General features: G+C 62.8%; 19 protein-coding genes and 3 rRNA genes. All 22 read left to right on the top strand.

The window, feature by feature from the left end; genetic code table 11:
• The first annotated feature begins 44 nt into the window (after positions 1 to 44).
• Entirely contained in the window at positions 45 to 1,346 is a 1,302-nt protein-coding gene (gene tyrS, locus H4V99_RS06965; RefSeq protein WP_280676761.1) for a tyrosine--tRNA ligase, read from the top strand.
• Positions 1,347 to 2,098: 752 nt separating this feature from the next.
• Positions 2,099 to 3,633 (top strand): 16S ribosomal RNA (locus tag H4V99_RS06970).
• A gap of 448 nt (positions 3,634 to 4,081) precedes the next feature.
• A 23S ribosomal RNA gene (locus H4V99_RS06975) occupies positions 4,082 to 7,209 on the top strand.
• A gap of 125 nt (positions 7,210 to 7,334) precedes the next feature.
• A 5S ribosomal RNA gene (gene rrf / locus H4V99_RS06980) occupies positions 7,335 to 7,451 on the top strand.
• Together the 16S, 23S and 5S rRNA genes form the textbook arrangement of a ribosomal RNA operon.
• A gap of 106 nt (positions 7,452 to 7,557) precedes the next feature.
• Positions 7,558 to 9,843, top strand: coding sequence for a primosomal protein (locus H4V99_RS06985; RefSeq protein WP_280676762.1), 2,286 nt, complete (start codon positions 7,558 to 7,560; stop codon positions 9,841 to 9,843).
• 193 nt (positions 9,844 to 10,036) lie between these two features.
• Entirely contained in the window at positions 10,037 to 11,053 is a 1,017-nt protein-coding gene (locus tag H4V99_RS06990) for an HAD-IIA family hydrolase (protein WP_280680005.1), read from the top strand.
• A 9-nt stretch (positions 11,054 to 11,062) separates the two neighbouring features.
• On the top strand, positions 11,063 to 11,263 hold the full coding sequence (locus H4V99_RS06995; RefSeq protein WP_280676764.1) for a hypothetical protein: 201 nt from the start codon (positions 11,063 to 11,065) through the stop codon (positions 11,261 to 11,263).
• A 152-nt stretch (positions 11,264 to 11,415) separates the two neighbouring features.
• A complete protein-coding gene (locus H4V99_RS07000; RefSeq protein ID WP_280680007.1) occupies positions 11,416 to 12,210 on the top strand; it encodes a TlyA family RNA methyltransferase in 795 nt (264 codons plus the stop codon).
• Between the two features lie 4 nt (positions 12,211 to 12,214).
• Positions 12,215 to 13,135 carry an NAD kinase gene (locus H4V99_RS07005; RefSeq protein WP_280676766.1) on the top strand — a complete coding sequence of 307 codons (921 nt, stop codon included), beginning with the start codon at positions 12,215 to 12,217 and terminating at the stop codon, positions 13,133 to 13,135.
• Positions 13,136 to 13,144: 9 nt separating this feature from the next.
• Positions 13,145 to 14,848, top strand: coding sequence for a DNA repair protein RecN (gene recN, locus H4V99_RS07010; protein ID WP_280676768.1), 1,704 nt, complete (start codon positions 13,145 to 13,147; stop codon positions 14,846 to 14,848).
• Positions 14,849 to 14,886: 38 nt separating this feature from the next.
• A complete protein-coding gene (locus H4V99_RS07015) occupies positions 14,887 to 16,575 on the top strand; it encodes a CTP synthase (RefSeq protein WP_280676770.1) in 1,689 nt (562 codons plus the stop codon).
• Positions 16,568 to 16,762 (top strand): hypothetical protein, encoded by a 195-nt coding sequence (locus H4V99_RS07020; RefSeq protein WP_280676772.1) that lies wholly within the window; start codon positions 16,568 to 16,570, stop codon positions 16,760 to 16,762. The genes H4V99_RS07015 and H4V99_RS07020 overlap by 8 nt, the downstream gene beginning before the upstream one ends.
• On the top strand, positions 16,759 to 17,418 hold the full coding sequence (locus H4V99_RS07025) for an NUDIX hydrolase (protein ID WP_280676774.1): 660 nt from the start codon (positions 16,759 to 16,761) through the stop codon (positions 17,416 to 17,418). The genes H4V99_RS07020 and H4V99_RS07025 overlap by 4 nt, the downstream gene beginning before the upstream one ends.
• Before the next feature lie 8 nt (positions 17,419 to 17,426).
• Positions 17,427 to 18,338: a site-specific tyrosine recombinase XerD gene (gene xerD, locus H4V99_RS07030; protein WP_280680009.1), complete on the top strand. Its 912-nt coding sequence runs from the start codon at positions 17,427 to 17,429 to the stop codon at positions 18,336 to 18,338.
• 100 nt (positions 18,339 to 18,438) lie between these two features.
• Positions 18,439 to 18,645, top strand: a complete 207-nt coding sequence (locus H4V99_RS07035) for a hypothetical protein (protein ID WP_280676776.1) — start codon at positions 18,439 to 18,441, stop codon at positions 18,643 to 18,645.
• 103 nt (positions 18,646 to 18,748) lie between these two features.
• Complete coding sequence (locus tag H4V99_RS07040; protein WP_280676778.1) at positions 18,749 to 19,636, top strand: ParA family protein; 888 nt, start codon at positions 18,749 to 18,751, stop codon at positions 19,634 to 19,636.
• Positions 19,620 to 20,429 carry a ScpA family protein gene (locus tag H4V99_RS07045; protein ID WP_280676780.1) on the top strand — a complete coding sequence of 270 codons (810 nt, stop codon included), beginning with the start codon at positions 19,620 to 19,622 and terminating at the stop codon, positions 20,427 to 20,429. Before H4V99_RS07040 ends, H4V99_RS07045 begins: the two co-directional genes overlap by 17 nt.
• Positions 20,419 to 21,051: an SMC-Scp complex subunit ScpB gene (locus tag H4V99_RS07050; RefSeq protein ID WP_280676782.1), complete on the top strand. Its 633-nt coding sequence runs from the start codon at positions 20,419 to 20,421 to the stop codon at positions 21,049 to 21,051. The genes H4V99_RS07045 and H4V99_RS07050 overlap by 11 nt, the downstream gene beginning before the upstream one ends.
• Positions 21,048 to 21,980, top strand: a complete 933-nt coding sequence (locus H4V99_RS07055; protein ID WP_280676785.1) for a pseudouridine synthase — start codon at positions 21,048 to 21,050, stop codon at positions 21,978 to 21,980. The genes H4V99_RS07050 and H4V99_RS07055 overlap by 4 nt, the downstream gene beginning before the upstream one ends.
• A complete protein-coding gene (locus H4V99_RS07060; RefSeq protein ID WP_280676787.1) occupies positions 21,980 to 23,167 on the top strand; it encodes a prephenate dehydrogenase in 1,188 nt (395 codons plus the stop codon). Before H4V99_RS07055 ends, H4V99_RS07060 begins: the two co-directional genes overlap by 1 nt.
• Before the next feature lie 3 nt (positions 23,168 to 23,170).
• On the top strand, positions 23,171 to 23,863 hold the full coding sequence (cmk, locus tag H4V99_RS07065) for a (d)CMP kinase (protein WP_280676789.1): 693 nt from the start codon (positions 23,171 to 23,173) through the stop codon (positions 23,861 to 23,863).
• Positions 23,856 to 25,367 (top strand): ribosome biogenesis GTPase Der, encoded by a 1,512-nt coding sequence (gene der / locus H4V99_RS07070; protein WP_280676791.1) that lies wholly within the window; start codon positions 23,856 to 23,858, stop codon positions 25,365 to 25,367. The genes cmk and der overlap by 8 nt, the downstream gene beginning before the upstream one ends.
• Positions 25,368 to 25,866 lie beyond the last annotated feature (499 nt).

Here is a 25,866-nt window from a genome sequence, read left to right on the forward strand (position 1 = left end):
AAGCCTCATCAGGGGTCAGCGGTGGGCGCTGATACTCTGGGCCTGTGTCAGACCCCGTAATCCTCACCCAGCAGACCAATGATTCCTCCTTCGACAACGTGTGGGAGGAAATCAACTGGCGTGGCCTCGTGCACGTCTCCACCGACCAGGCCGAACTGCGCACCCTGCTCTCTGGCCCCCCGATCACGTACTACTGCGGCTTCGACCCCACGGCGGCGAGCTTGCACCTCGGCAATTTGGTGCAGCTGTTGCTGATGCGCCGCCTTCAGCTGGCCGGCCACCGCCCGCTGGGACTCGTCGGCGGCTCCACCGGATTGATCGGCGATCCGCGGCCCACAGCCGAACGCACCCTGACGCCGGCCGACACCGTTAACGAATGGGTCGGCTACCTGCAGGCCCAGGTGTCGCGCTTTCTCAGTGCCGAGGGTGACAACGCCGTCACCCTCGTCAACAACCTGGACTGGACCGCGCCGCTCAGCGCGATCGATTTCCTCCGCGAAATCGGCAAGTACTTTCGCGTTGGCACCATGCTCAAGAAGGATGCCGTGAGTGCACGGCTCAACTCGGATGCCGGCATCAGCTACACCGAGTTCAGCTACCAAATTCTGCAGGGTCTGGACTACCTCGAACTGTTCCGCACCTACGGATGCGTGTTGCAGACCGGGGGGAGCGACCAGTGGGGCAACCTCACAAGCGGAACCGACCTCATCCGCCGCGCCGAGGGGGGAAGTGTGCACGCCATTGGTACGCCGCTTATCACCAACTCGGACGGTACCAAGTTCGGCAAGAGCGAGGGCAACGCGGTGTGGTTGGATCCCACACTCACCAGCCCCTACGCGTTTTACCAGTTCTGGCTCAACACCGATGACGCGGACGTGATCTTTCGGCTCAAGGTGTTCACCTTCCTGAGCCGCGTGGACATTGAACGTCTTGCCGCCGTCGTCGAGACGGAACCTTTCAAGCGCGAGGCGCAGCGCACGTTAGCGTACGAGGTGACGAGTCTCGTGCATGGCAGTGCCGCAACGGATGCCGCGATCAACGCCGCGCAGGCCCTCTTCGGTCAGGGCGATCTCGCCGACCTGGATGAGGCGACGCTCGAGGCGGCGCTGCGTGAACTGCCGAACACCACGACTGCGCCCCACGCGACGGTTGTTCAGTTACTGCTCGACACCGGACTGACCAAGAGCCTCGGCGAAGCGCGGCGCGCGGTTGCGCAGGGCGGGGTGTACCTGAACAACGTGAAGGTCGCCAGCGAGGACGCCACGATCGAAGGCCATGTGCTGAGCGGGGGAGTAGCCGTGCTGCGCCGCGGCAAGAAGACCCTCGCCGGAGTCTTCGTCGAATAGGCGGTGCCTGCCCGCTGTCTCACGCGGGTCTTACTGCGAGCCGTCCGGGTGCGCGCGGTAGTTGGAGTGCGACCTCACGGCCCGTGCCCTCAATCGGTGGGCGGCCCCGAGCCCGCGCCGTGAATCGGTGGGCGCTACGGTAATCGGCGTAGCGGCCTCCGATTTGGGGTGCGGCCTTGCTCGAGTTCGGGCGCGGTCACCGAAAACGGTAGCGGCCACGGGCTTCGGCGAGGTGCGGGGGGCGGAAAAGTCACGTTTCGGGCATGTTTCGGGCGGGTTGCCAACGCGACACGCCCGGGATGAGATAGGGAGTTGCGGCCCCCCGGGATTCACCGTAATGTCATCTAAGTCACCCCACAGGTTCGGAAAGCTGATCAGCTAGCCGGCCTCATGCGGGACAAATCCTAAGTCAAGACAACGCGATATTATCGTGCCTCTTACTTAGTGAGTGAAGTGCTCCAGTGCAATGGCCTTTGGGTCGGCGGCTGGGTGCGTCCGATCCTTGAGAACTCAACAGCGTGCACAATGTCAAATGCCAAAAACCTCGTGATTGTTGGTCGGTTTCTAGCCGATTGCAGTCAGTGAGATTCCTTTGGAATATGAATTGAAAGTCCTGGTTTCGATCAGGCATTATGACAGAGCAAGTCAGTAATGATTTGTTCTTGCTAGTTTCAAACTTGTAGTTTCTTCGCCTATTCCGGCGGGTTTCTGCACTAGATGGGCGCTCAACTTGTTGGGTAGCTATTCAAACATTTACGGAGAGTTTGATCCTGGCTCAGGACGAACGCTGGCGGCGTGCTTAACACATGCAAGTCGAACGGTGATGAGGAGCTTGCTTCTTTGATCAGTGGCGAACGGGTGAGTAACACGTGAGCAATCTGCCCTTGACTCTGGGATAACTGCGGGAAACTGTAGCTAATACCGGATACGACCCTTAGAGGCATCTCTTTGGGTGGAAAGAATTTTGGTCAAGGATGAGCTCGCGGCCTATCAGCTAGTTGGTGAGGTAATGGCTCACCAAGGCGACGACGGGTAGCCGGCCTGAGAGGGTGACCGGCCACACTGGGACTGAGACACGGCCCAGACTCCTACGGGAGGCAGCAGTGGGGAATATTGCACAATGGGCGCAAGCCTGATGCAGCAACGCCGCGTGAGGGACGAAGGCCTTCGGGTTGTAAACCTCTTTTAGTAGGGAAGAAGTGACTGGGTTTTCCTGGAAGTGACGGTACCTGCAGAAAAAGCACCGGCTAACTACGTGCCAGCAGCCGCGGTAATACGTAGGGTGCAAGCGTTGTCCGGAATTATTGGGCGTAAAGAGCTCGTAGGCGGTTTGTTGCGTCTGCTGTGAAAACCCGAGGCTCAACCTCGGGCCTGCAGTGGGTACGGGCAGACTAGAGTGCGGTAGGGGAGATTGGAATTCCTGGTGTAGCGGTGGAATGCGCAGATATCAGGAGGAACACCAATGGCGAAGGCAGATCTCTGGGCCGTAACTGACGCTGAGGAGCGAAAGCATGGGGAGCGAACAGGATTAGATACCCTGGTAGTCCATGCCGTAAACGTTGGGAACTAGATGTGGGGACCATTCCACGGTCTCCGTGTCGCAGCTAACGCATTAAGTTCCCCGCCTGGGGAGTACGGCCGCAAGGCTAAAACTCAAAGGAATTGACGGGGGCCCGCACAAGCGGCGGAGCATGCGGATTAATTCGATGCAACGCGAAGAACCTTACCAAGGCTTGACATATACCGGTAACGGCTGGAAACAGTCGCCCCGCAAGGTCGGTATACAGGTGGTGCATGGTTGTCGTCAGCTCGTGTCGTGAGATGTTGGGTTAAGTCCCGCAACGAGCGCAACCCTCGTCCTATGTTGCCAGCACGTAATGGTGGGAACTCATGGGATACTGCCGGGGTCAACTCGGAGGAAGGTGGGGATGACGTCAAATCATCATGCCCCTTATGTCTTGGGCTTCACGCATGCTACAATGGCCGGTACAAAGGGCTGCGATACCGCAAGGTGGAGCGAATCCCAAAAAGCCGGTCTCAGTTCGGATTGAGGTCTGCAACTCGACCTCATGAAGTCGGAGTCGCTAGTAATCGCAGATCAGCAACGCTGCGGTGAATACGTTCCCGGGCCTTGTACACACCGCCCGTCAAGTCATGAAAGTCGGTAACACCCGAAGCCGGTGGCCTAACCCCTTGTGGGAAGGAGCTGTCGAAGGTGGGATCGGTGATTAGGACTAAGTCGTAACAAGGTAGCCGTACCGGAAGGTGCGGCTGGATCACCTCCTTTCTAAGGAGCACGTGCAGTCCCGTCTGTATACAGCGGAATCAGGCTGCCAGTCACACCAACCCGAACGGGTTGGGTGGCGCTCATGGGTGGAACATTGACATTGATGTAAGAACGGCTTCACGCCGCACGGTACGCCTTGGTTGTTTACAACTGATGGTTGGAAATGTGGTGGGTTGAGAGACTTGCATATGCACGCTGTTGGGTCCTGAGGGACCGGAACATTCCTGGCTTTGGCCGGGGTGGACCTTTCCTCTGGATCCTTTTCTGTTGGCATCAATCGCTAGCAGGTAGGGGTACCGCCCGTACTTTGAGAACTACACAGTGGACGCGAGCATCTTAAATTTGACTCTCTTAGGAGAGCAAATTACAAAGATCTAAGCAATTAGGTCATTGGTCAATTTCGGTCGCGAATTTATTCGCGGCACTTAATCGATTCAAACTCATGTGATTTCAAATTTTTAAGAGCAAACGGTGAATGCCTTGGCATGTAGAGCCGAAGAAGGACGTAGTAATCTGCGATAAGCCTCGGGGAGTTGATAAACGAACTGTGATCCGAGGATGTCCGAATGGGGAAACCCCGCCAGGCCCGTGAGGTGACCTGGTGACTCCCGCCTGAATATATAGGGCGGGTAGAGGGAACGTGGGGAAGTGAAACATCTCAGTACCCACAGGAAGAGAAAACAATAGTGATTCCGTTAGTAGTGGCGAGCGAACCCGGATGAGGCTAAACCGATCATGTGTGATAGCCGGTAGGCGTTGCATGGTCGGGGTTGTGGGACTTTTCAGCCAATTCTACCGAATGGTAAGGGTTAGAGCGTTGTATAGACGAACAGGATTGAAAGCCTGGTCATAGAGGGTGCGAACCCCGTAGTCGAAATGCAGTAATCGCCCGAAGAGTATCCCAAGTAGCACGGGGCCCGAGAAATCCCGTGTGAATCTGTCAGGACCACCTGATAAGCCTAAATACTCCTACATGACCGATAGTGAACAAGTACCGTGAGGGAAAGGTGAAAAGTACCCCGGGAGGGGAGTGAAATAGTACCTGAAACCGTTTGCTTACAAACCGTTGGAGCCAGCTCTGTTCTGGTGACAGCGTGCCTTTTGAAGAATGAGCCTGCGAGTTAGTGATATGTGGCGAGCTTAACCCGAGAGGGGAATGCGTAGCGAAAGCGAGTCTGAATAGGGCGATTCAGTCGCATGTCCTAGACCCGAAGCGAAGTGATCTATCCATGGCCAGGTTGAAGCGACGGTAAGACGTCGTGGAGGACCGAACCCACTTCAGTTGAAAATGGAGGGGATGAGCTGTGGATAGGGGTGAAAGGCCAATCAAACTTCGTGATAGCTGGTTCTCTCCGAAATGCATTTAGGTGCAGCGTTGCGTGTTTCTTGCCGGAGGTAGAGCTACTGGATGGCCGATGGGGCCCAAAAGCTTACTGACGTCAGCCAAACTCCGAATGCCGGTAAGTGAGAGCGCAGCAGTGAGACGGTGGGGGATAAGCTTCATCGTCGAGAGGGAAACAACCCAGACCACCAACTAAGGTCCCAAAGCGCGTGCTAAGTGGGAAAGGATGTGGAGTTGCACAGACAACCAGGAGGTTGGCTTAGAAGCAGCCACCCTTGAAAGAGTGCGTAATAGCTCACTGGTCAAGTGATTCCGCGCCGACAATGTAACGGGGCTCAAGCACGCCACCGAAGTTGTGGCATTGATATTTTTGGTAAGCCGCCACCTTGTGTGGTTGGTTCAGCCGTGTTGATGGGTAGGAGAGCGTCGTGTGGCCAGCGAAGCGGCGGTGTAAACCAGCCGTGGAGGCTACACGAGTGAGAATGCAGGCATGAGTAGCGAAAGACGGGTGAGAAACCCGTCCTCCGAAAGATCAAGGGTTCCAGGGCCAGGCTAATCCGCCCTGGGTAAGTCGGGACCTAAGGCGAGGCCGACAGGCGTAGTCGATGGACAACGGGTTGATATTCCCGTACTGACGAAAAACCGCCCAAGCTAATCCAGTAATGCTAAGTATCTGAATCCCCTAGACCAATCCCTTCGGGGTGAGGCGTGGGGCCTAGCGTACGACCCTATTCTGGTGCGGTTAGCGTATTAACAGGTGTGACGCAGGAAGGTAGCTGAGCCGGGCGATGGTTGACCCGGTCTAAGGATGTAGGGCGAACGATAGGCAAATCCGTCGTTCATGATGCCTGAGACCCGATGGGTAGCCCGTAAGGGTGAAATCAGTGATCCTATGCTGCCAAGAAAAGCATCGACGCGAGGTTTTAGTCACCCGTACCCCAAACCGACTCAGGTGATCAGGTAGAGAATACTAAGGAGATCGAGAGAATCGTGGTTAAGGAACTCGGCAAAATGCCCCCGTAACTTCGGGAGAAGGGGGGCCTGAGGCGTGAACGGACTTGCTCCGGGAGCGTTCGAAGGCCGCAGAGACCAGTGGGAAGCGACTGTTTACTAAAAACACAGGTCCGTGCTAAGTCGCAAGACGATGTATACGGACTGACGCCTGCCCGGTGCTGGAAGGTTAAGAGGAACGGTTAGCCGCAAGGCGAAGCTGAGAATTTAAGCCCCAGTAAACGGCGGTGGTAACTATAACCATCCTAAGGTAGCGAAATTCCTTGTCGGGTAAGTTCCGACCTGCACGAATGGCGTAACGACTTCCCAGCTGTCTCAACCGCGAACTCGGCGAAATTGCATTACGAGTAAAGATGCTCGTTACGCGCAGCAGGACGGAAAGACCCCGTGACCTTTACTACAGCTTGGTATTGGTGTTCGGTGTGGCTTGTGTAGGATAGGTGGGAGACTGTGAAGCTTGGACGCTAGTTCAGGTGGAGTCATCGTTGAAATACCACTCTGGTCATATTGGATACCTAACTTCGAACCGTGATCCGGTTCAGGGACAGTGCCTGGTGGGTAGTTTAACTGGGGCGGTTGCCTCCTAAAAAGTAACGGAGGCGCCCAAAGGTTCCCTCAACCTGGTTGGTAATCAGGTGTCGAGTGTAAGTGCACAAGGGAGCTTGACTGTGAGACTGACAAGTCGAGCAGGGACGAAAGTCGGGACTAGTGATCCGGCAGTGGCTTGTGGAAGCGCTGTCGCTCAACGGATAAAAGGTACCTCGGGGATAACAGGCTGATCTTGCCCAAGAGTCCATATCGACGGCATGGTTTGGCACCTCGATGTCGGCTCGTCGCATCCTGGGGCTGGAGTAGGTCCCAAGGGTTGGGCTGTTCGCCCATTAAAGCGGTACGCGAGCTGGGTTTAGAACGTCGTGAGACAGTTCGGTCCCTATCCGCTGCGCGCGCAGGAAATTTGAGAAGATCTATCCCTAGTACGAGAGGACCGGGATGGACGAACCTCTGGTGTGTCAGTTGTTCCGCCAGGAGCACCGCTGATTAGCTACGTTCGGAACGGATAACCGCTGAAAGCATCTAAGCGGGAAGCCGGCTTCGAGATGAGATTTCCATCCCTTCGGGGGAGAGGCTCGCAGCTAGACTACTGCGTTGATAGGCCGGATGTGGAAGTGGGGACTAAAGACCCATGAAGCTGACCGGTACTAATAAGCCGATAATTTGATAACACTTGAGTTTGAAGAAGCTGCTTTAGCGTCCACTATGTGGTTCTCGATGTACGGTCGAGAACAAACACACTCCCACGGGAGTGTTCTATAACTAAAAAATATAGGTTCGAACCATCGAAAGATGTTTCGGCGGCTATAGCAAGAGGGAAACGCCCGGTCACATTCCGAACCCGGAAGCTAAGACTCTTTGCGCCGATGGTACTGCAGGGGGGACCCTGTGGGAGAGTAGGACACCGCCGGACTTAACTTAGAAAAACACAAAATGGCCACCAATAGGTGGCCATTTTGCGTTAAGGCTTAGGCTATTGAATGTCGTCGAACAGACGAATTAATTACACAGGAGACACAGTGAGCCCTTCAGGAAACTACGGCGACGATGCACGTAACGGCGGCCGAGACGACCGCCGCACAGGCGGAAACCAGAGCGGACGCCCCCAAGGGGCGCGCGACGGAGCCACGGGTGCGCCCCGATCCGGAGGTTATGAGGGTCGCTCACAGCGTCCCAGCCAGGGTGGAGAGCGTGCGCCCTATCGCGGAAGCAACGATCGTGCAGCCGGCGGCAACGACCGCGCTCCTTATCGCGGCAACTCCGATCGCCCTCAGCAGGGTGACCGCGCTCCCTACCGTGGCAATTCGGACCGCCCCTCCACCGGTGGCGATCGTGCCCCCTACCGCGGAAACAGCGATCGTCCGTCCGGTGGCAACGACCGCGCTCCGTACCGCGGTAACTCTGATCGGCCCCAGCAGGGCGATCGGCCCTCCTACCGCGGAAACTCTGATCGCCCCACCACCGGTGGTGAGCGTGCTCCGTACCGCGGTAACAGTGACCGTCCGTCCGGTGGAAGCGATCGCGCGCCCTACCGTAGCAACTCTGACCGCCCGCAGCAGGGCGAACGTCCCCCGTACCGTGGCAACTCTGATCGCCCGTCCACGGGCGGCGACCGGGATCGGGCTCCCTATCGTGGCGGGAATGATCGGCCCCAGCAGGGCGAGCGTCCTGCGTACCGTGGCAATTCCGATCGTCCGTCCACTGGTGGCGAGCGTCCTCCGTACCGCGGTAACTCGGATCGTCCGTCCGGCGGCAACGATCGCGCACCGTATCGTGGTGGCTCTGACCGCCCGACAACCGGTGGCGAACGTCCTCCGTACCGCGGTAACTCCGACCGTCCGCAGCAGGGTGACCGCGCTCCCTACCGTGGCAACTCTGATCGCCCGTCGACCGGTGGCGAACGCGCTCCGTACCGTGGCAACTCTGATCGCCCATCCTCGGGTGGAGAGCGTCCCCCCTACCGCGGTAACTCCGATCGCCCGCAGCAGGGTGAGCGTCCCCCGTACCGTGGCAACTCTGATCGCCCATCCTCGGGTGGAGAGCGTCCCCCCTACCGCGGTAACTCCGATCGCCCGCAGCAGGGTGAGCGTCCTCCGTACCGTGGCAACTCGGACCGTCCGCAGCAGGGCGATCGTCCCCCATACCGTGGCAACTCCGATCGTCCGCAGCAGGGTGAGCGTCCTCCGTACCGAGGCAACTCTGATCGCCCGTCCGGTTCTGGTGAGCGTTCCGAGCGTCCTCGTTCAGACAGCGATCGCCGTCCCGGCGGTATGGCGACCCAGCGTGGCGGCAACCCGAACCGTGCCGGTGCGCCCCGCGATGCCGGTAAGAAGCTGTGGACCCGTGATGGTGCCCCGGCACGTAACGACCGTGATGCCCGGGTCGTCGAAGAGGAAATGACTGAAGAGCAGCGGATGCAGCGCGAGCTGCGTTCCGTTCGCCCTCGCCACGACGACCCCGATCTGCCCGATGACATTTCGGCGCAGGACCTCGATCGCATCGCGCGCAACGAGCTCAAGACGCTGACCAAGGAAAATGCCGAGACCGTGGGGCGCCATCTTGCAATGGCTGCGCGCGTCATTGACGAAGACCCTGAGCTTGCTCACCGCCACGTGATGAGCGCTGCCCGCCGCGCCGGACGCATCGGCGTTGTTCGTGAGAGCCTCGCGATCACGGCCTATGCCACGGGTGACTTCGCGCTCGCTCTGCGTGAGCTGCGCACATATCGCCGTATCTCCGGATCCAACGACCAGCTTGCCCTGATGGTAGACAGCGAACGAGGCGTGGGGCGTCCTGACCGTGCTCTCGAGCTCGGCCGGTCCGTTGACCGCAGCACACTGCCGGCCGGCGTGCAGGTCTCCCTGGCCATCGCCATGTCTGGCGCTCGTCTTGATTTGGGTGAAACGGATGCCGCTCTCGGCGAGCTGGAGATTCCGCAGCTCGATCCGAACACGGCCTTCTCCTACAGCCCGGAACTCTTCGTGGCATATGCCGAGGTGCTCACCGAGCTCGGCCGCGAGGAAGAAGCCGAGAAGTGGCTCGACCGCGCCGAGCGCGCAGACGCGGCTCTCGGATCCAACGGTGATGTGGACGAAACGATCGAGATTCACGAAATCGAAGAAGACGACGACGAGGCCCTGGCTGAGGATGCTGCGGACGCTGGCGACGACGACGACGATGATGATGATGACATGGTCGACGTCGATGACGCCACGGATCTCGTGACGGACGAGGCCGACCCGGTGGACTCCGATGAGGCATCCGCTGTGGAAAGCACTGTGGAGAGCACTGAGCGTGACCGCTAAGGGCGGGTTGGGCGGCTTCGTTCGCGGTATTTTGGGCGGCGGAGCGGGTGCAGCTGGTCGGGGGGTCTCGACAAGCTCGACCAGCGAGAGGGGGGGCTCGACCGGCGAGAAGGGCTCGACGAGCGGTGTGGGCTCGACCGGCGAGCTGGGGTCGAGCAGCGAGGTGGGCTTGGCCGGCTTCGCTGCGCCTGCCGTGACGCAGGTGGCAGTCACGCCGCTTGAGGGCGTAGACGTACTTCTGGCAGACCTCGACGGGGTTGTGTACGCCGGACCTGCCGCGATTCCGTTTGCCGTGGAAAGCCTGAACCGCGCCGCGGAAACGATGCGGGTGGGCTACATCACCAACAACGCGTCCCGCACGGATCAGTCCGTGGCGGATCATCTCACCGAGCTCGGGCTCACCGTTCAGGCAACGGATGTTGTGACCTCGCCGCAGGCCGCCGTGCGCCTTTTGGCCGCGGAGGTCGAGGCTGGATCGCGCATCCTGGTGATCGGGGGAGAGGGCCTGGTCGTCGAGGTGGAAAAGGCCGGGTTCGTCGTCACTCGATCCGCGGACGACAACCCCGCCGCTGTTATTCAGGGCTTCGCTCCGGATGTGGGCTGGGCTCAGCTCGCCGAAGCCGCCTTTGCTCTGAGCCCCACGGGACCCACAGCGGGTATTCCGTGGATCGCGACGAACACGGACTGGACCATCCCCGTGGCGCGAGGGATCGCTCCCGGAAATGGCACCCTCGTCTCGGCGGTGCACACCGCGGTGGGACGTCTGCCGGTTGTGGCGGGTAAACCCGAAGCGGCCATCTTTGTGGAGGCCGTCAATCGATTCGGCGCTGAGCGTGCCCTTTTCATCGGTGACCGGCTGGACACCGACATTCTTGGGGCGAATCGGGCCGGAATCCCGGCCGTGCTGGTTCTCACCGGGATTGATCGAGCCAAGCAAGCGCTTGCAGCGGATGCCGATTCCCGGCCGACCTTTCTCGTGGACGATTTGCGCCAACTGCACGAGCCCTACCCGGTAACGGTGTTCTCGAACGACGGCACGTCGGCCACCGTTGCCGGCGCAACCGTTGTCATCCGGGGAAATGATGTGGTGGTCACCGAGGACGGGGATAACGGAATCAACCTGCTCCGCGCCGCGTGTGCAGTGATCTGGAACTCGGGGCGCCCAATTTATGGCCTCAACGTTCCCGAGCGTCTCTACCTCGCGCAGTAGCCTAGGTATGTGACTTCTCAGCCCACCCACTCCGACGCTTCAGACGGGACCACCCTCGGTTCTCGCCTCAGCGTGATTGACGAACAACCCCTCGAGGCGCGCGCAGCCTCCTTCGTGCAGCTGCACGAGGAGCTGCTGGCTCGCCTCGAGGGTGCAGACGCGCCTGCAGGCGCCGACGCGATTGCCACAACGAAGGACTTTCACGAATGAGCAACACCGACACGAGCGGTTACCGATCGAACGAAGAACGTGAGGCCGCTAACAGCGAACCCGTGTTGCCCGATCGGGCCGGGTTCGAGGAGCCCGACCTCACCGAGGAGGAGCTCGCCGAAGTCGCCCTGCATGCCCTGGAGCCACCGGTCATGCTGCGCCTCGATGCGGCACTCACCGAGCGTGGTCTGGTGCGCTCGCGCACGGTAGCGGCCAAGCTCATCACCGGTGGCCTCGTGACCGTTGATGGCGTGCCGGTGGTCAAATCCTCACACCGCGTCAGCGACGAGTCCGTCCTGGAAGTTGCGGCGACGGATCACTACGTGAGCAGAGGCGCCCACAAACTCATCGCCGCCCTGGACGCGTTCGAGATTCCCGTGACGGGACGCACGGTACTGGATGCCGGCGCCTCCACCGGAGGATTCAGCCAGGTGGTGCTGGAACGCGGTGCCGCACAGGTTATTGCGGTTGACGTGGGTCACGGCCAGCTGGCACCGCAGCTCAAGACTGAACCCAAGCTCACCCTCGTGGAGGGGTTCAACCTTCGCTACGCCACGCCGGACAAGCTCGCCGGGGCATCTGGAATTACCACTCGCCCGGATCTCGTCGTTGCCGATCTCTCGTTCATTTCGCTCACGACCGTGCTGCCGGCCCTGTTGGCGACGGCAGCGGATGGCGCGGATTTCGTTCTGCTCATCAAGCCGCAGTTCGAAGTGGGACGCGGCGGCATTCGCGAAGGTGTGGTGCACGACGCGGGCCTGCGCTCGGACGCGGTGGCGGGTGTGTTGTGGGCCGGCTGGGACCTCGGTCTGCGCACCAACGGACTCATTGCCTCGCCCATTGCCGGTGGTGCCGGCAACCGGGAGTACCTGTGCTGGATGAGTGTGAACGTGGGCAGCAGTCCGACCGAATGGATCGAGCGGATCGAAGCGCTGGTCGGTGCGTGACACCATGACGAAAGCCCTGCGCCACATTCTTGTGGTCGCCCACACCGGTCGCGCCGACTCTCTCACGGCCGCGGTCACCGTAGCCGGACAGCTCATCAATGATGGCGCCATCCCCGTGCTCGCCGCCAATGAGCGCCTGGATGTGCTGGCAGCCTGCCCCGACCTCGAGGGGTATCTCGAAATCCTCGGCGACACCGTGCACCCGAGTGACATGGAACTCGCCATCGTGCTCGGCGGTGACGGAACGATTCTGCGCGCCGCAGAACTCGTGCGCGGATGCTCGGTTCCGCTGCTCGGGATCAACCTCGGGCACGTGGGATTCCTCGCCGAAAGCGAGCGCGACGACCTCGGTTCCGCGGTGCGCCGCGCCCTGAGTCGCGACTACGCCGTGGAAGAGCGCATGACGCTGAACGTGCGCGTCAAGGTGCTGGACGAGGTGGTGTACGAAACCTGGGCGCTCAACGAAGCCACGGTCGAGAAGGCCAGCCGGGAGCGGATGATCGAGGTCGTCATCGAGGTCGATGGCCGGCCGCTCTCCTCGTTTGGCTGTGACGGTGTGGTGATGTCAACACCCACCGGTTCTACGGCGTACTCCTTCTCGGCGGGCGGTCCCGTCGTGTGGCCCACGCTCGACGCCCTCCTGCTGGTGCCGCTGAGCGCACACGCACTCTTCGCCCGGCCTCTTGTTGTCGCCCCCGATTCGTCGCTGGCCGTCGAGGTACTGGCTCGCACGGGAGTATCGGCGGTACTCTGTGCCGATGGCCGACGTACGTTTGATCTCCCGCCGGGAGCGCGCGTTATTGTGCGCCGTTCCCCGGTGCCGGTGCGCTTGGCGCGCCTGCACAGCGGAGTGTTCACCGACCGTCTGGTCAATAAGTTCAACCTGCCCGTGACGGGCTGGCGAGGCCCTGTCGGGCGTGAGTGAGGCACCCGCATGATCGAGGAACTAGTCATTCGCGACCTGGGCGTAATCGCCGAGGCGACACTGCCCCTGGGACCGGGTTTCACCGCTGTCACGGGTGAGACTGGAGCGGGTAAAACCATGGTGGTCACCGCCCTGGGCCTCCTCCTCGGTGATCGAGCGGATGCCGGAACCGTGCGTCAGGGTCAGCCGCAGAGTTCCGTCGAAGGACGGTGGGTGATTGACCCCGCGGGTGCCGTGGCCGAGCGCGTGCGTGAAGCCGGGGGAGACCTCGATGGTCCCGAGCTCATTCTGGGCCGCACGGTGTCCGCCGAGGGCCGCAGCCGGGCCGTTGTGGGCGGCCGGGGTGCACCGGCCGGGGTTCTGAGCGACCTGCGCAGCGCCCTTGTGGTGGTGCACGGTCAGTCCGACCAGGTGCGCCTGCGTTCCGCCGTGGCCCAGAGGGACGCCCTCGACCGTTTTGCCGGACCCGCCTTGGCCGAGGCTCTCGGCCTCTACCAGCACGCCTTTCACCGCTGGCAGGCCAACCAGGTTGAACTGGATCGACTCACTGCCGAGCACGACCTGCGGGAACGCGAAGCCGAAGACCTGCGCGTGGCCCTCGCGCTCATTGAGACCGTGGCGCCGCAGCCCGGCGAGGACGTGGAACTCACCGAACGTGCCGAACGACTCGGCAATCTTGAAGAACTCCGACTTGCCGCCGCCCAGGCCCGCGAGCTGCTGTCGTCCGAAGAGAATCCCGACGACGCCCCGGATGTTGTGGGTCTCCTCGAGGGCGCACGCCGCGCCCTCGACCGGGTTGCGACGCACGACGCCGCCCTGCCGCCGCTGGTGGCGGCCCTCGCCAATGCCGGCTTTGTGATGGCGGACATCGCTGCGGAACTCTCCACCTACCTCGCGGGCGTGGACGTGGACGGCGCACGGGAACTCGAGATCGTGCAGGAGCGCCGGGCAGAACTCGGCGCTTTGGCCCGCAAGTACGCGGGTGGGCTCGAGGAGGCGATCGAGTTTTTGGGGAGTGGAAGCATCCGCTTGTTGGAGCTTGATGGCGACTCCGAACGGATCGAACAACTCGGTGCCGACGCTGAGGCAGACCTCGAACTCGTGACGACCCTGGCCGCCACGGTGACGTCTCTGCGTGAGGCTGCCGGAGTGTCGCTCGGCACCCTCGTGACCGCGGAGCTCGCCGCGCTGGCGATGCCCGATGCCCGCCTGCTGGTGCAGATTGAAGCGCGCGACGAATTCAGCACGAGCGGTCATGACCTGGTGAAGATCCTGCTGCAGCCGCATGCCGGCGCCGAACCCCGTGCACTCGGCCGAGGCGCGTCGGGGGGTGAACTGTCGCGGGTCATGCTCGCGATCGAGGTGGTCATCAACGCGACCGACCCCGTTCCCACCTTCGTGTTCGATGAGGTGGACGCTGGAGTGGGCGGCGCCGCAGCGATTGAGATCGGTCGACGTCTCGCCCGCCTGGCCGAAACCGCCCAGGTGATTGTGGTGACACACCTGGCGCAGGTGGCCGCGTTTGCCGGCAACCATTTGAGCGTAGTGAAAGACAGCGACGGGTCGGTGACGGCGAGCAGCGTGCGCCAGCTGCGCGGTGACGCCCGCGCCGCCGAGATGGCGAGGCTGCTGTCGGGCCTCCCCGACTCGCAGAGTGGTCTCGAGCACGCCCGGGAACTCATGGCGCTCGCACAGGGTGCGCCGATCTCCTGATAGCATTGAAGCCCGTGGTGGATAATATAAACGCGGACATGTCAGACAGCAACGACCTCAACAAAACTGTGAAGCACATTTTTGTGACCGGTGGTGTTGTTTCTTCTCTGGGCAAGGGCCTGACGGCAGCAAGCCTCGGCAACCTTCTCACTGCACGCGGCCTGCGCGTCGTTATGCAGAAGCTTGACCCGTACCTGAACGTGGACCCGGGAACGATGAACCCGTTCCAGCACGGCGAGGTGTTCGTCACCGACGACGGTGCCGAAACCGACCTCGACATTGGTCACTACGAACGATTCCTCGACATCAACCTGGGCCAGAGCGCCAACGTGACCACCGGACAGGTGTACTCGCAGGTGATCGCCAAGGAACGTCGCGGCGAGTACCTCGGCGACACCGTGCAGGTCATTCCGCACATCACCGACGAGATCAAGCGCCGCATGCGCCTGCAGGCAAGTGACGATCTGCGCCCCGACGTGATCATCACCGAGATCGGTGGCACCGTCGGTGACATCGAATCGCAGCCGTTCATCGAGGCCGCACGTCAGGTGCGCCACGAACTCGGCCGCAACAACGTGTTCTTCGTGCACGTGTCCCTCGTTCCGTTCCTCGGCGCCGCCGGTGAGCAGAAGACGAAGCCCACCCAGCACTCGGTGGCCACCCTGCGTTCCATCGGCATCCAGCCGGACGCGCTCGTTCTGCGCAGCGACCGTCCCGTGTCGGAGTCGAACAAGAAGAAGATCGCCCTCATGTGCGACGTCGACGAAGACGCCGTCGTGAACGCCGTCGACGTGGCGAGCATCTACGAGATCCCCACCATGCTGCACGACCAGGGTCTCGATGGCTACATCGTCAATGCCCTCGGCCTCACCGCCGATAGCGTTGACTGGTCGGGGTGGGAAAACCTGCTCGAAGCCGTGCGTCACCCCAAGCACGACATCACCATCGGTCTCGTCGGCAAGTACATTGACCTTCCGGATGCCTACCTCTCGGTCACCGAGGCGCTCCGAGCGGGCGGTTTCGCCAACCAAGCCAAGGTGAAGATCGTCTGGATCGGGTCCGACGACTGTGAGACCGAAGAGGGGGCCGCGCGCCTGCTCGGAGAACTCGACGGTATTTGCGTTCCCGGTGGCTTCGGCATCCGTGGCATTGAGGGCAAACTGGGCGCCCTCAAATTTGCTCGCGAGAACGGCATCCCCACCCTCGGCCTCTGCCTCGGCCTGCAGTGCATGGTCATCGAATACGCAAGGGACAAGGCCGACCTGCCCGGAGCCTCGTCGAGCGAGTTCGACCCCGAAACCGAGTTCCCCGTGATTGCCACCATGGAGGAGCAGATTGAGATCATTGCCGGCGGAGACCTCGGCGGGACCATGCGCCTCGGACTCTACCCGGCCGACCTCGCCGAGGGATCGATCGTCGCCGAGCTGTACGGCGCCAACGTTGCCTCCGAACGCCACCGTCACCGCTATGAGGTGAACAATGCGTTCCGCGATCAGATCGCCCTCGCCGGCCTGTCGTTCTCCGGAGTGTCTCCCGACAGCAAGCTCGTGGAATACGTGGAGCTTCCCCGCGACGTGCACCCGTTCTACGTGGGAACTCAGGCCCACCCGGAGCTGCGCTCGCGTCCGAACCACGCGCATCCGCTCTTTCGTGGCCTCATCGCCGCAGCCCTGGATCGCCAGCAGTCGAGCCGCCTCTTCGAGGTGAAAGAAGACGCGGATGTCTGACCTCTCGGGTAGCCTGCTGGGCATGTCACCCTTTGACGGACCGGCACCCTGGACGTCTCCTCTCGAGCGCGCCACGTGGCTTGATGCTGCCGCGGCGCGTGCTGGGGCCACGCGATCGACCGCAGACGCAGACGCAGACGCAGCGGATGTCGCGACGCCCGCTGCAACGGCACGGAACCACTCATGACCGACGCTCCGGTGCCGGTTTCTGGGACGCTGCTGCAGGACGACACCGCGCAGTTTACGGTGACCGCATCGGAGCAGGTGTTCGACGGCAAGGTGTGGAGCATTCGCCGGGACTCGTTTGAGTACAACGGCGGTACCATTGTGCGCGAACTGGTGGATCACACCGGTGCCGTCGTGGTGCTGGCGCTTGATGAGCACGACCGCGTTCTGCTGATCAAGCAGTACCGGCACCCGGTGCGCATGCGGGAGTGGGAGCTCCCCGCCGGGCTGCTGGACATTGCCGGTGAGGACCCGCTCGTGGGTGCTCACCGTGAACTGGCCGAGGAAGCCGATGTTGTGGCCAACGAATGGAACGTGCTCAGCGACTTCTACACGTCGCCGGGCGGCAGCAGCGAAGCCATCCGCATCTACCTCGCCCGCGGTATCTCGGCTAGCGCCGAAGTCTTTGCCCGCACCGAAGAAGAGGCCGACATTGAGCTGCGCTGGGTTCCGCTCGATGAGTGCGTCGATGCCGTTCTCGCGCGCCGCGTGCAGAATCCGTCGCTCGTGATCGGCGTGCTGGCGGCTCAGGTGTCCCGGTCGCGCGGGTGGAGTTCGCTGGCGGCCGGCGATGCGGCGTGGCCGGGACATCCGCTCAATTGGCAGCACTCGGAGTGAGTGGCGTGATCGAGTCGGCTGTGGATGCGTACCTGCGGCACGTCTCGATTGAGCGCGGCCTGGCGGCCAACACCGTTTCCGCGTATCGGCGTGACCTCACGCTCTACGTTGCGTGGCTCGAGCAGCTGCCGGTTGTGGCGTTGTCCGAGATCACCTCGGCACACGTTTCTGCCTTTGTGCGGTATCTGGGCACGCGGGAGGAATCACCGCTGACCTCGGCGTCCATTGCCCGGGTGCTCTCCACCGTGCGCGGCTGGCACCGGTTTCTGCTCGATGAGGCGCTGGTCGACGTGGATGTGGCCCACGAAACCAAGCCGCCCAAGCTGGCCATGCGGTTACCCAAGGCGATTTCGGTTGAGCAGGTAACAGCGTTGCTTGCGGCAACGGATGGCGACGACGTGCTGCAGCTGCGCGACAAGGCGCTTCTCGAGCTGCTCTACGCCACGGGCGCGCGCGTGAGCGAGGTTGTGGGTCTCAACGTGGATGACGTGCTCGCGGAGGTGCTCGATGAGGAGGTGGTGCGTCTCACCGGCAAGGGCGATAAACAGCGCATTGTGCCCGTGGGAAGCTTCGCCCGTGCCGCGATTTCCGCCTACCTGGTGCGCGCTCGACCCCTGCTGTCAGGGCGGGGCACGGCGACACCGGCACTGTTTCTGGGGGTGCGCGGACAGCGCGTGAGTCGTCAGAACGCCTGGTTGATCATTCGCGCGGCCGCCGAGCGGGCGGGCCTCACCGCCTCGGTGTCCCCGCACACGCTGCGGCACTCGTTTGCCACGCATCTGCTTGCCGGAGGCGCCGACGTGCGCGTGGTGCAGGAGCTGCTGGGCCACTCATCCGTGGCGACGACGCAGATCTACACCCTCATCACCATCGATACGCTGCGCGACATGTACACGACCGCCCACCCACGCGCGCGCTGACACGGGGAGTCTGCTCGTCCTCGCCAGCATCATCGTCACCGGGCCTGTCAGTTTGCACCACGGGTGCAGAGTTGCGACACCGACCGGATACCGTAGAAGCATGGCTCCCGAGAAACCGACCCGTAACCGCCACAAGACATTCGCTTTGATGTGGATGGTGGGCGCGTTGGCTCTGGCGCTCGCGAGTGTGGTGCTGTTCCTGGGTGCTTTCGACGTGTACACGGTCGTAACGGCCAGCGTGGCTGCCTTCGCCGCCGTGGTGTGCCTGTCACGATCACTCTCGAACCTGCGTCAACCGCAGGAATAACGCCCGCCGAACCCGAGAAACGCTGCTTTCGGCACGGCGGCCCACGCATCGGCCCTGCAATCTGTAGAATCGACAGGTGGCAAATGACGGATCGAGGATATCAGTGGCGCGTAGACCGAGTGACCGCGTATCGCTACCCGGATTCGACGAGACCCCTGTGGGCCCTACCGGCCGCGAAAAGCACGAATTTGACATCCCCGACGAGCTGAAAAGCCACGGCCCGGCGCGCATTATCGCGCTCTGCAACCAGAAGGGCGGCGTGGGCAAGACCACGACCACCATCAACCTGGGTGCCGCCCTGGCCAGTTACGGCCGCCGCGTTCTGGCCATCGACTTCGACCCGCAAGGCGCCCTGTCGGCGGGACTCGGCGTTCCGACGCACGACGTCACCACCATCTACGACCTGCTCCTCAGCAGCAAGGTGGACCCGAAAGACGCGATCCAGCCCACATCCGTTGAGGGCCTCGACGTCATTCCGGCCAACATCGACCTCTCGGCCGCGGAGGTGCACCTCGTGAACGAGGTGGCCCGCGAGCAGATTCTGGCGCGCGTGCTGCGCAAGGTGACGCCCGACTACGACGTGATCCTCATCGATTGCCAGCCTTCCCTCGGGATCCTCACCGTGAACGCGCTCACCGCGGCGCACGGTGTTCTGATTCCGCTCGAGTGCGAGTTCTTCGCCCTCCGCGGCGTCGCCCTGCTGATTGAAACCATCGACAAGGTGCGTGATCGCCTCAACCCTGCCATCGAGCTCGACGGCATCCTGGCCACCATGTTCGATTCCCGAACCCTGCACTCGCGTGAGGTGCTCGAGCGTGTCGTGGATGCGTTCGGCGATCGTGTCCTGGAAACCGTCGTGGGCCGTACCGTGAAATTCCCCGACGCCAGCGTTGCCGGAATACCCATCACCGAATTCGCCCCGGAACATCCGGCCGCCAAGGCGTACCTGTCGGTGGCACGCGAACTGATTCAGCGTGGCGCAGTCGCCTAGCGCGGCCGAGAAGCCCGCGTTTTCGGTCGCCCTCGGCAACTTCGAGGGCCCATTCGATCTGCTCCTCAACCTGATCTCGCGCCACGAACTCGACATCACGGAGATCTCCCTGAGTCAGGTCACCGATGAGTTCATTGGCTACCTGCGCGGGCTCACGGGCCCGGAGGAGCTCGATCAGGCTACGGAGTTTCTGGTTGTGGCAGCCACCCTGCTCGACCTCAAGGTGGCCGGCCTGCTGCCGCAGGGAGAACTGGTCGATGCCGAGGACGTGGCACTGCTCGAAGCGCGCGACCTGCTCTTCGCTCGACTGTTGCAGTACCGGGCGTTCAAGCAGGCGTCGACCTGGTTTGGCGAACACCTCGACACCGAGTCGGCCCGGCACGTGCGGTCGGTGCGGCTCGAGGAGAAGTATCGTCAGCAGACTCCGGAACTTTTGTGGACCCTCTCGCTTCAGGATTTCGGTGCTCTCGCAGCCCTCGCCCTGACACCACGCGAGCTACCCAGCGTGGGTGTGGACCACCTGCACGCGCCACTGGTGAGCATCCGCGAGCAGGCGGCGTACGTTGTGGCCATGCTCCGACCGGGGGACCCGCTCTCCTTTCGCCAGCTCATTGTGGGTTCCACCGAGAAGGGCGTCGTTATCGCGCGCTTTCTCGCGGTGCTCGAGCTGTACCGCCACGGGGCGCTGTCCTTCGACCAGATCGAACCGCTCGGGGAACTCACCCTGCGCTGGAACGACGACAACTGGTCCGACGAGAACCTGCTGACTCTGGGAGCCGACTATGACACCTGACACGCAGTCGCTGACCGAGAGCACGGCGCGACCCACCGACACTGCGGCTGCTGCAACTCCCGACGCGGACGGGTTCGCGCTCGACCGTGACCTGGAAGCCATCCTCATGGTGGCTGATGAACCGCAGAGCCTCGTGCACCTCGCCACCGCGGTGAGTCGACCCTTAGCGGATGTCGCGGCATCCGTTTCGCGACTTGTGGACGATTTCGATGGAAAATTTGACACCGTGCGGCGCGGTTTTGAGCTTCGTGAGGTGGCCGGCGGGTGGCGCATCTACGTGCGTGCCGTGCACGACCCACTCGTGGCCGACTTTGTGCTCACCCAGAATCCGAGTCGCCTCTCGCAAGCGGCGCTCGAGACCCTCGCGGTGATTGCCTACAAGCAGCCCATCGGGCGCGGTGCGGTGGCGTCGATTCGCGCGGTGAACGTTGACTCCGTCGTGCGCACCCTGCTCGGCCGCGGACTCATCACCGAAGCGTTCACCGACGCGGAAACCGGCGCGATCAACTACGCCACCACAGACTTGCTGCTGACCCAGCTCGGAATCAACTCGCTCGACGAGTTGCCACACATATCGCCGTTGCTCGACGACGGCTCCGACGGATTCGAGGATCTGCGATGACGAATGACCACTTTGAATTCACGAACAATCCCGACGCGGGCACGAACCCCGAGGCGGCGGCCGACGGCATCCGCTTGCAGAAGGTGCTTGCTGCGGCGGGCGTTGCGTCGCGCCGCGTGTCGGAAGACCTGATCACGTCGGGCCGCGTGCGCGTGAACGGCAAGGTTGTCACCGAGCTCGGACGCCGGGTGCACCCGGACACCGACCAGGTGGCTGTGGACAACGTGGCCGTGCAGCTGGACACGACCCGTCGCTACATCATGCTGAACAAGCCCGTGGGTGTGGTGTCGTCCATGATGGACGAAAACGGCCGCCCCGACCTGCGCGAATTCACCGACCAGTTTGACGAGCGCCTGTTCAATGTTGGCCGGCTGGACGCCCAGACCAGTGGTCTGCTCATTCTCACCAACGACGGCGACATGGCACACGTGCTCGCGCACCCGTCCTTTGGCGTGATGAAGACCTACATTGCCAAGGTTGAGGGCCGGGTGTCGGCGCAGACGATCGGCATGCTGCAGACCGGTATCGAGCTGGAAGACGGCCCCATCAAGGCCGACAAGGCACGTATCCTCACGAGCCCTCCCGGTGAGGGCGTGAGTCTCGTTGAGGTCAGGTTGCACTCGGGGCGTAACCGCATTGTGCGACGGATGCTGGAGGCCGTGGGTCATCCCGTCATCGACTTGGTGCGTCGCCAGTTTGGCCCCCTGCACCTCGGCACGCTGCGCCAGGGTGCGCTGCGCGAACTCACCCGGGAAGAGCTCGGACTGCTGCTCACCGTGTCGCGTCAGGCGCCGAGCAAGCGCCCCTCGGTTGACGAGCCCGCCGCCGAGCAGCGCGATGACCGTGATGACCGTGATGACCGCCGTGATTCGCGCGATGACCGTGACGAGCGCCGGGATTCGCGTGATGACCGTCGTGATGCTCGCTAATGCCCACTCCCGCCGAGCTTGCTGACACCGAGCTCACTGACACCGAGCTCACTGACGCACGCGCTTTGTCGCCCGAGCGCGACGCGCGGCCCGGCGTGAGCGCGCCCAGTGAGAGCCGACTCGTCGGCCCGGTGCGCATCGTGGGCGTTGGCCTGCTCGGCACCAGCGTGGGTCTTGGCCTGCGCAATCGCGGCATCGAGGTGATTCTGGCCGACGCATCGCCCACGCACCTCAGCATTGCGATCGACTACGGCGCCGGTCGCGCCGCCGCCGCCGATGATGCCCCGCAGCTCATCGTCGTGTGCGTTCCGCCCGACGTGACCGCCGAGGTTGTCGCCCGCGAACTCGCGAACTTTCCGGGCGCCATCGTCACGGATGTGGCGAGCGTGAAGCTCGCGCCGCTGGCCGAGTTGCGCGCTCGGGGAGCCGACGTCAGCCGCTACATCGGCTCGCATCCGCTTGCTGGTCGGGAAAAGGGTGGGCCGCTGTCGGGCCGTGCCGACCTGTTCATTGGGCGTCCCTGGGTGGTGGCTGCCCACGACGACATCAGCTATCAGCAGGCCGGCGCCATCGACGACCTCATTCTCGACCTCGGCGCCGTGCTGGTGGAGATGACCCCCGAGGAGCACGACCGCGGGGTGGCTCTCGTCTCCCACGTACCGCAGGTGATCGCCACTCTCATGGCCAGGCGACTGACGGATGCCGCCAACTCGTCCCTGAATCTCGCCGGCCAGGGTCTGCGCGACGTGACGCGCGTGGCCGCGAGCGACCCGGACCTCTGGGTGCAGATTCTGGGCGCCAACGCGGCGCCGGTTCGCGAGATCCTCGTGGCGTACCGGGAAGACCTGGACCGGTTCATCGGAGCCCTCACCGACCCGGCAGCCCCCGGCGCAAAGCGTCGCATCGCCGAGGAACTTGCCGGTGGTAACGCCGGAGTCGCGCGCCTGCCCGGCAAGCACGGGCAGGATCGCCGTTTCGTGTCGATGACCGTGATGGTGGACGACCGCCCCGGACAGATCGCGGCTCTGCTCAACGACATCGGTGACCTCGACGTGAACGTCGAAGACCTGAGGCTCGAGCACTCACCGGGTGCTCAACTAGGACTTGCTGAAATATCCGTTCTTCCCGAGGCCGTTTCTCGCCTCACCACTGAGCTGGCCGCCCGCGGCTGGCGGATTGCTGGTTAAAACATGGCACGTCACTCTCTTCCCACCGTCGTGGCCATCGACGGACCCGCCGGCAGCGGAAAGTCGAGCGTTAGTCGCGCTGCCGCCCGCCGCCTCGGCTTCGCCTACCTCGACACCGGTGCCGCATACCGCGCACTCGCGTGGCTGGTGCTCGACCGCAAGGTCGATACCGAGAACGCGGCCGCCGTGACAGCGGCCCTGGCCGACTTTGACTACTCCATCGGCACCGATCCCGACGAATACTTCGTTCTCGTGGGGGAGACCGACGTGACCGACGCCATCCGCTCGCCCGAAGTATCGGCGGCTGTCAGCGCCGTGGCCCGGGTTCCCGAAGTGCGTGCGCACCTGACCGAGCTCTTTCAGAGCCTGGCCAGCAACGTGGATCGGCCCGGTGTTGTGGTGGAGGGACGCGACATCACCACCGTCGTGGCACCCGATGCCGAGGTGCGCATTCTACTCACGGCATCGGAAGAGGCTAGAATGGTTAGGCGCTCTGCGGAAATAACCACCCAGTCGGCCGAAACCGTGGCAGATCAGTTGCGATCGAGAGATCGTGCTGACTCACAGGTCGTCGATTTTATGAGCGCCGCAGACGGTGTCACCACCGTTGACTCCACCCACCTTGACTTAGAACAGACCATTATTGCGGTCATCGACGTCATCCACACACGCACGGCTAGGGCATCGCATGACTGAGGAATACGACGACACGGGCTCCGCGCTCGATAATGAGTTGGCGGAAAGGCTGGCGAACCTCGACGAGGAGCTGGCCGCCAAACGAGCCGAAGCGCTGCGCACCGGCCTCAACGAATACGATCTGGACGACGAGGACTTCGACGTACTGTCGACGATCACCGACGACCCGAGCGCCATTCAGTACCTGCCGGCTCTGCCGGTCATCGCGATTGTCGGCCGCCCCAACGTGGGCAAGTCGGCCCTCGTCAACCGTATTCTCGGCCGCCGCGAGGCCGTCGTTGAAGACACCCCCGGTGTGACGCGTGACCGCGTCACCTACAAGGGTGAGTGGCACGAACGCTACTTCAGCCTCGTCGACACCGGCGGGTGGGAGCCCGACGCCAAGGGCATCGACGCGTCCGTTGCCGCCCAGGCCGAGATCGCCATCGACCTGTCCGACCTCGTGATGTTCGTCGTGGACTCGAACGTGGGGCCCACATCCACTGACGAAGCCGTTGTGCGCATGCTGCGTAAGAGCGGCAAGCCGGTCTTCCTCATCGCCAACAAGGTGGACGACGTTCGCCAGGAGCCCGAATCGGCCAGCCTGTGGTCCCTCGGACTCGGCCAGCCGTGGCCGGTGTCCGCGCTGCACGGTCGCGGTGTGGCCGACCTGCTCGACGAGATCCTCACGGTTCTCCCCGAGGTCTCCGCTGTCGCCAAGCAGGAAGTCGGTGGCCCCCGCCGCGTAGCTATCCTCGGCCGCCCGAACGTGGGCAAGTCCAGCCTCCTCAACAAGGTTGTCGGTGAAGAGCGCGTGGTCGTCAACGACCTCGCCGGCACCACTCGCGACCCGGTTGACGAGCAGGTTGAGCTCGGCGGCAAGGTGTGGCGTTTCGTGGACACCGCCGGTATTCGCCGTCGCGTGCACCTCGCCCAGGGCGCCGACTTCTACGCCTCGCTGCGCACCAGTGCTGCCCTCGAAAAGGCCGAGGTCGCCGTGGTTCTCCTCGACGTGACCGAGGTCATCAGCGAGCAGGACATTCGCGTGATCGACCTCGTGATCGAGTCGGGCCGCGCCCTGGTTCTCGCCTTCAACAAGTGGGACCAGATCGACGACGACCGTCGCCGTTACCTGGAGCGTGAGATCGAGCAGGACCTGGCCCACGTGTCCTGGGCTCCGCGCGTGAACATCTCCGCCCTCACCGGTCGCCACATGGAAAAGCTGGTTCCGGCCCTCGAGCTCGCGCTCGAGTCGTGGGACACCCGCATCGCCACCGGCAAGTTCAACGCCTTCCTCGCCGAGCTGGCTGCAGCCCACCCGCACCCTGTGCGCAGTGGTAAGCAGCCTCGCATCCTCTTTGGAACGCAGGCCTCGAGCCGTCCGCCCACGTTCGTGGTGTTCACCACGGGCTTCCTGGACCCGGGTTACCGTCGTTACATTCAGCGTCGTCTGCGCGAGATCTACGGCTTCGAAGGAAGCCCGATCAACCTCAGCATGCGCGTGCGCGAGAAGCGCAAGCGCTAGTCGCCTGCACCACCTTCGGTGGTCGAGACCCTCACACACTTCGGTGCGTGGGGGGTCTCTCCCGTTAACCGGTGCCATTAGCGCCTTCCCGGGGCACGGGAGGGTGCGTTTGGCGCGAGTCGGCCTGCGGGGGCTCGGCCGGCGGCGTCCCGTGGTGCCGTTTACACGTTCCCGAGACCCGGGAGGGTGCGTTTGACGCGAGTCAGGGTCGGTGCGTGCGGTTGGCGGCATCGTCCGGTGTCGTTTACACGTTCCCGGGGCGGGGGAGGGTGCGATTGGCGCGAGTCAGGGTGGATGCGCTCGGCCGGCGGTGTTCCGTGGTTGGCGAGTAGCGCTTTATGGTAGCGCCAGTCCAGGTAGTTGGTATGTGTTGTCTCAGCACAGTGTTTACAGCCTGTCTCACCACCTTGTTGACACTATGTCTCAGGACGTTGTTTACAGGATGTCTCACGACTTTGCATACACGTTGAGCGGTGGACGGGATCCTCACGTGGCCTCG

It is taken from the genome of Cryobacterium sp. CG_9.6 (assembly GCF_029893365.1).
Taxonomy (GTDB): domain Bacteria; phylum Actinomycetota; class Actinomycetes; order Actinomycetales; family Microbacteriaceae; genus Cryobacterium.

Bases quoted from the DNA above. Each gene is read 5' to 3' on its own strand.
- H4V99_RS07050 (WP_280676782.1), top strand. From the start codon at position 20,419: ATGACACCTGACACGCAGTCGCTGACCGAGAGCACGGCGCGACCCACC.
- H4V99_RS07000 (WP_280680007.1), top strand. From the start codon at position 11,416: ATGCTGCGCCTCGATGCGGCACTCACCGAGCGTGGTCTGGTGCGCTCG.
- cmk (WP_280676789.1), top strand. From the start codon at position 23,171: ATGGCACGTCACTCTCTTCCCACCGTCGTGGCCATCGACGGACCCGCC.
- H4V99_RS07060 (WP_280676787.1), top strand. From the start codon at position 21,980: ATGCCCACTCCCGCCGAGCTTGCTGACACCGAGCTCACTGACACCGAG.
- recN (WP_280676768.1), top strand. From the start codon at position 13,145: ATGATCGAGGAACTAGTCATTCGCGACCTGGGCGTAATCGCCGAGGCG.
- H4V99_RS07025 (WP_280676774.1), top strand. From the start codon at position 16,759: ATGACCGACGCTCCGGTGCCGGTTTCTGGGACGCTGCTGCAGGACGAC.
- der (WP_280676791.1), top strand. From the start codon at position 23,856: ATGACTGAGGAATACGACGACACGGGCTCCGCGCTCGATAATGAGTTG.
- H4V99_RS07055 (WP_280676785.1), top strand. From the start codon at position 21,048: ATGACGAATGACCACTTTGAATTCACGAACAATCCCGACGCGGGCACG.
- H4V99_RS07015 (WP_280676770.1), top strand. From the start codon at position 14,887: ATGTCAGACAGCAACGACCTCAACAAAACTGTGAAGCACATTTTTGTG.
- H4V99_RS07005 (WP_280676766.1), top strand. From the start codon at position 12,215: ATGACGAAAGCCCTGCGCCACATTCTTGTGGTCGCCCACACCGGTCGC.
- H4V99_RS07035 (WP_280676776.1), top strand. From the start codon at position 18,439: ATGGCTCCCGAGAAACCGACCCGTAACCGCCACAAGACATTCGCTTTG.
- H4V99_RS07020 (WP_280676772.1), top strand. From the start codon at position 16,568: ATGTCTGACCTCTCGGGTAGCCTGCTGGGCATGTCACCCTTTGACGGA.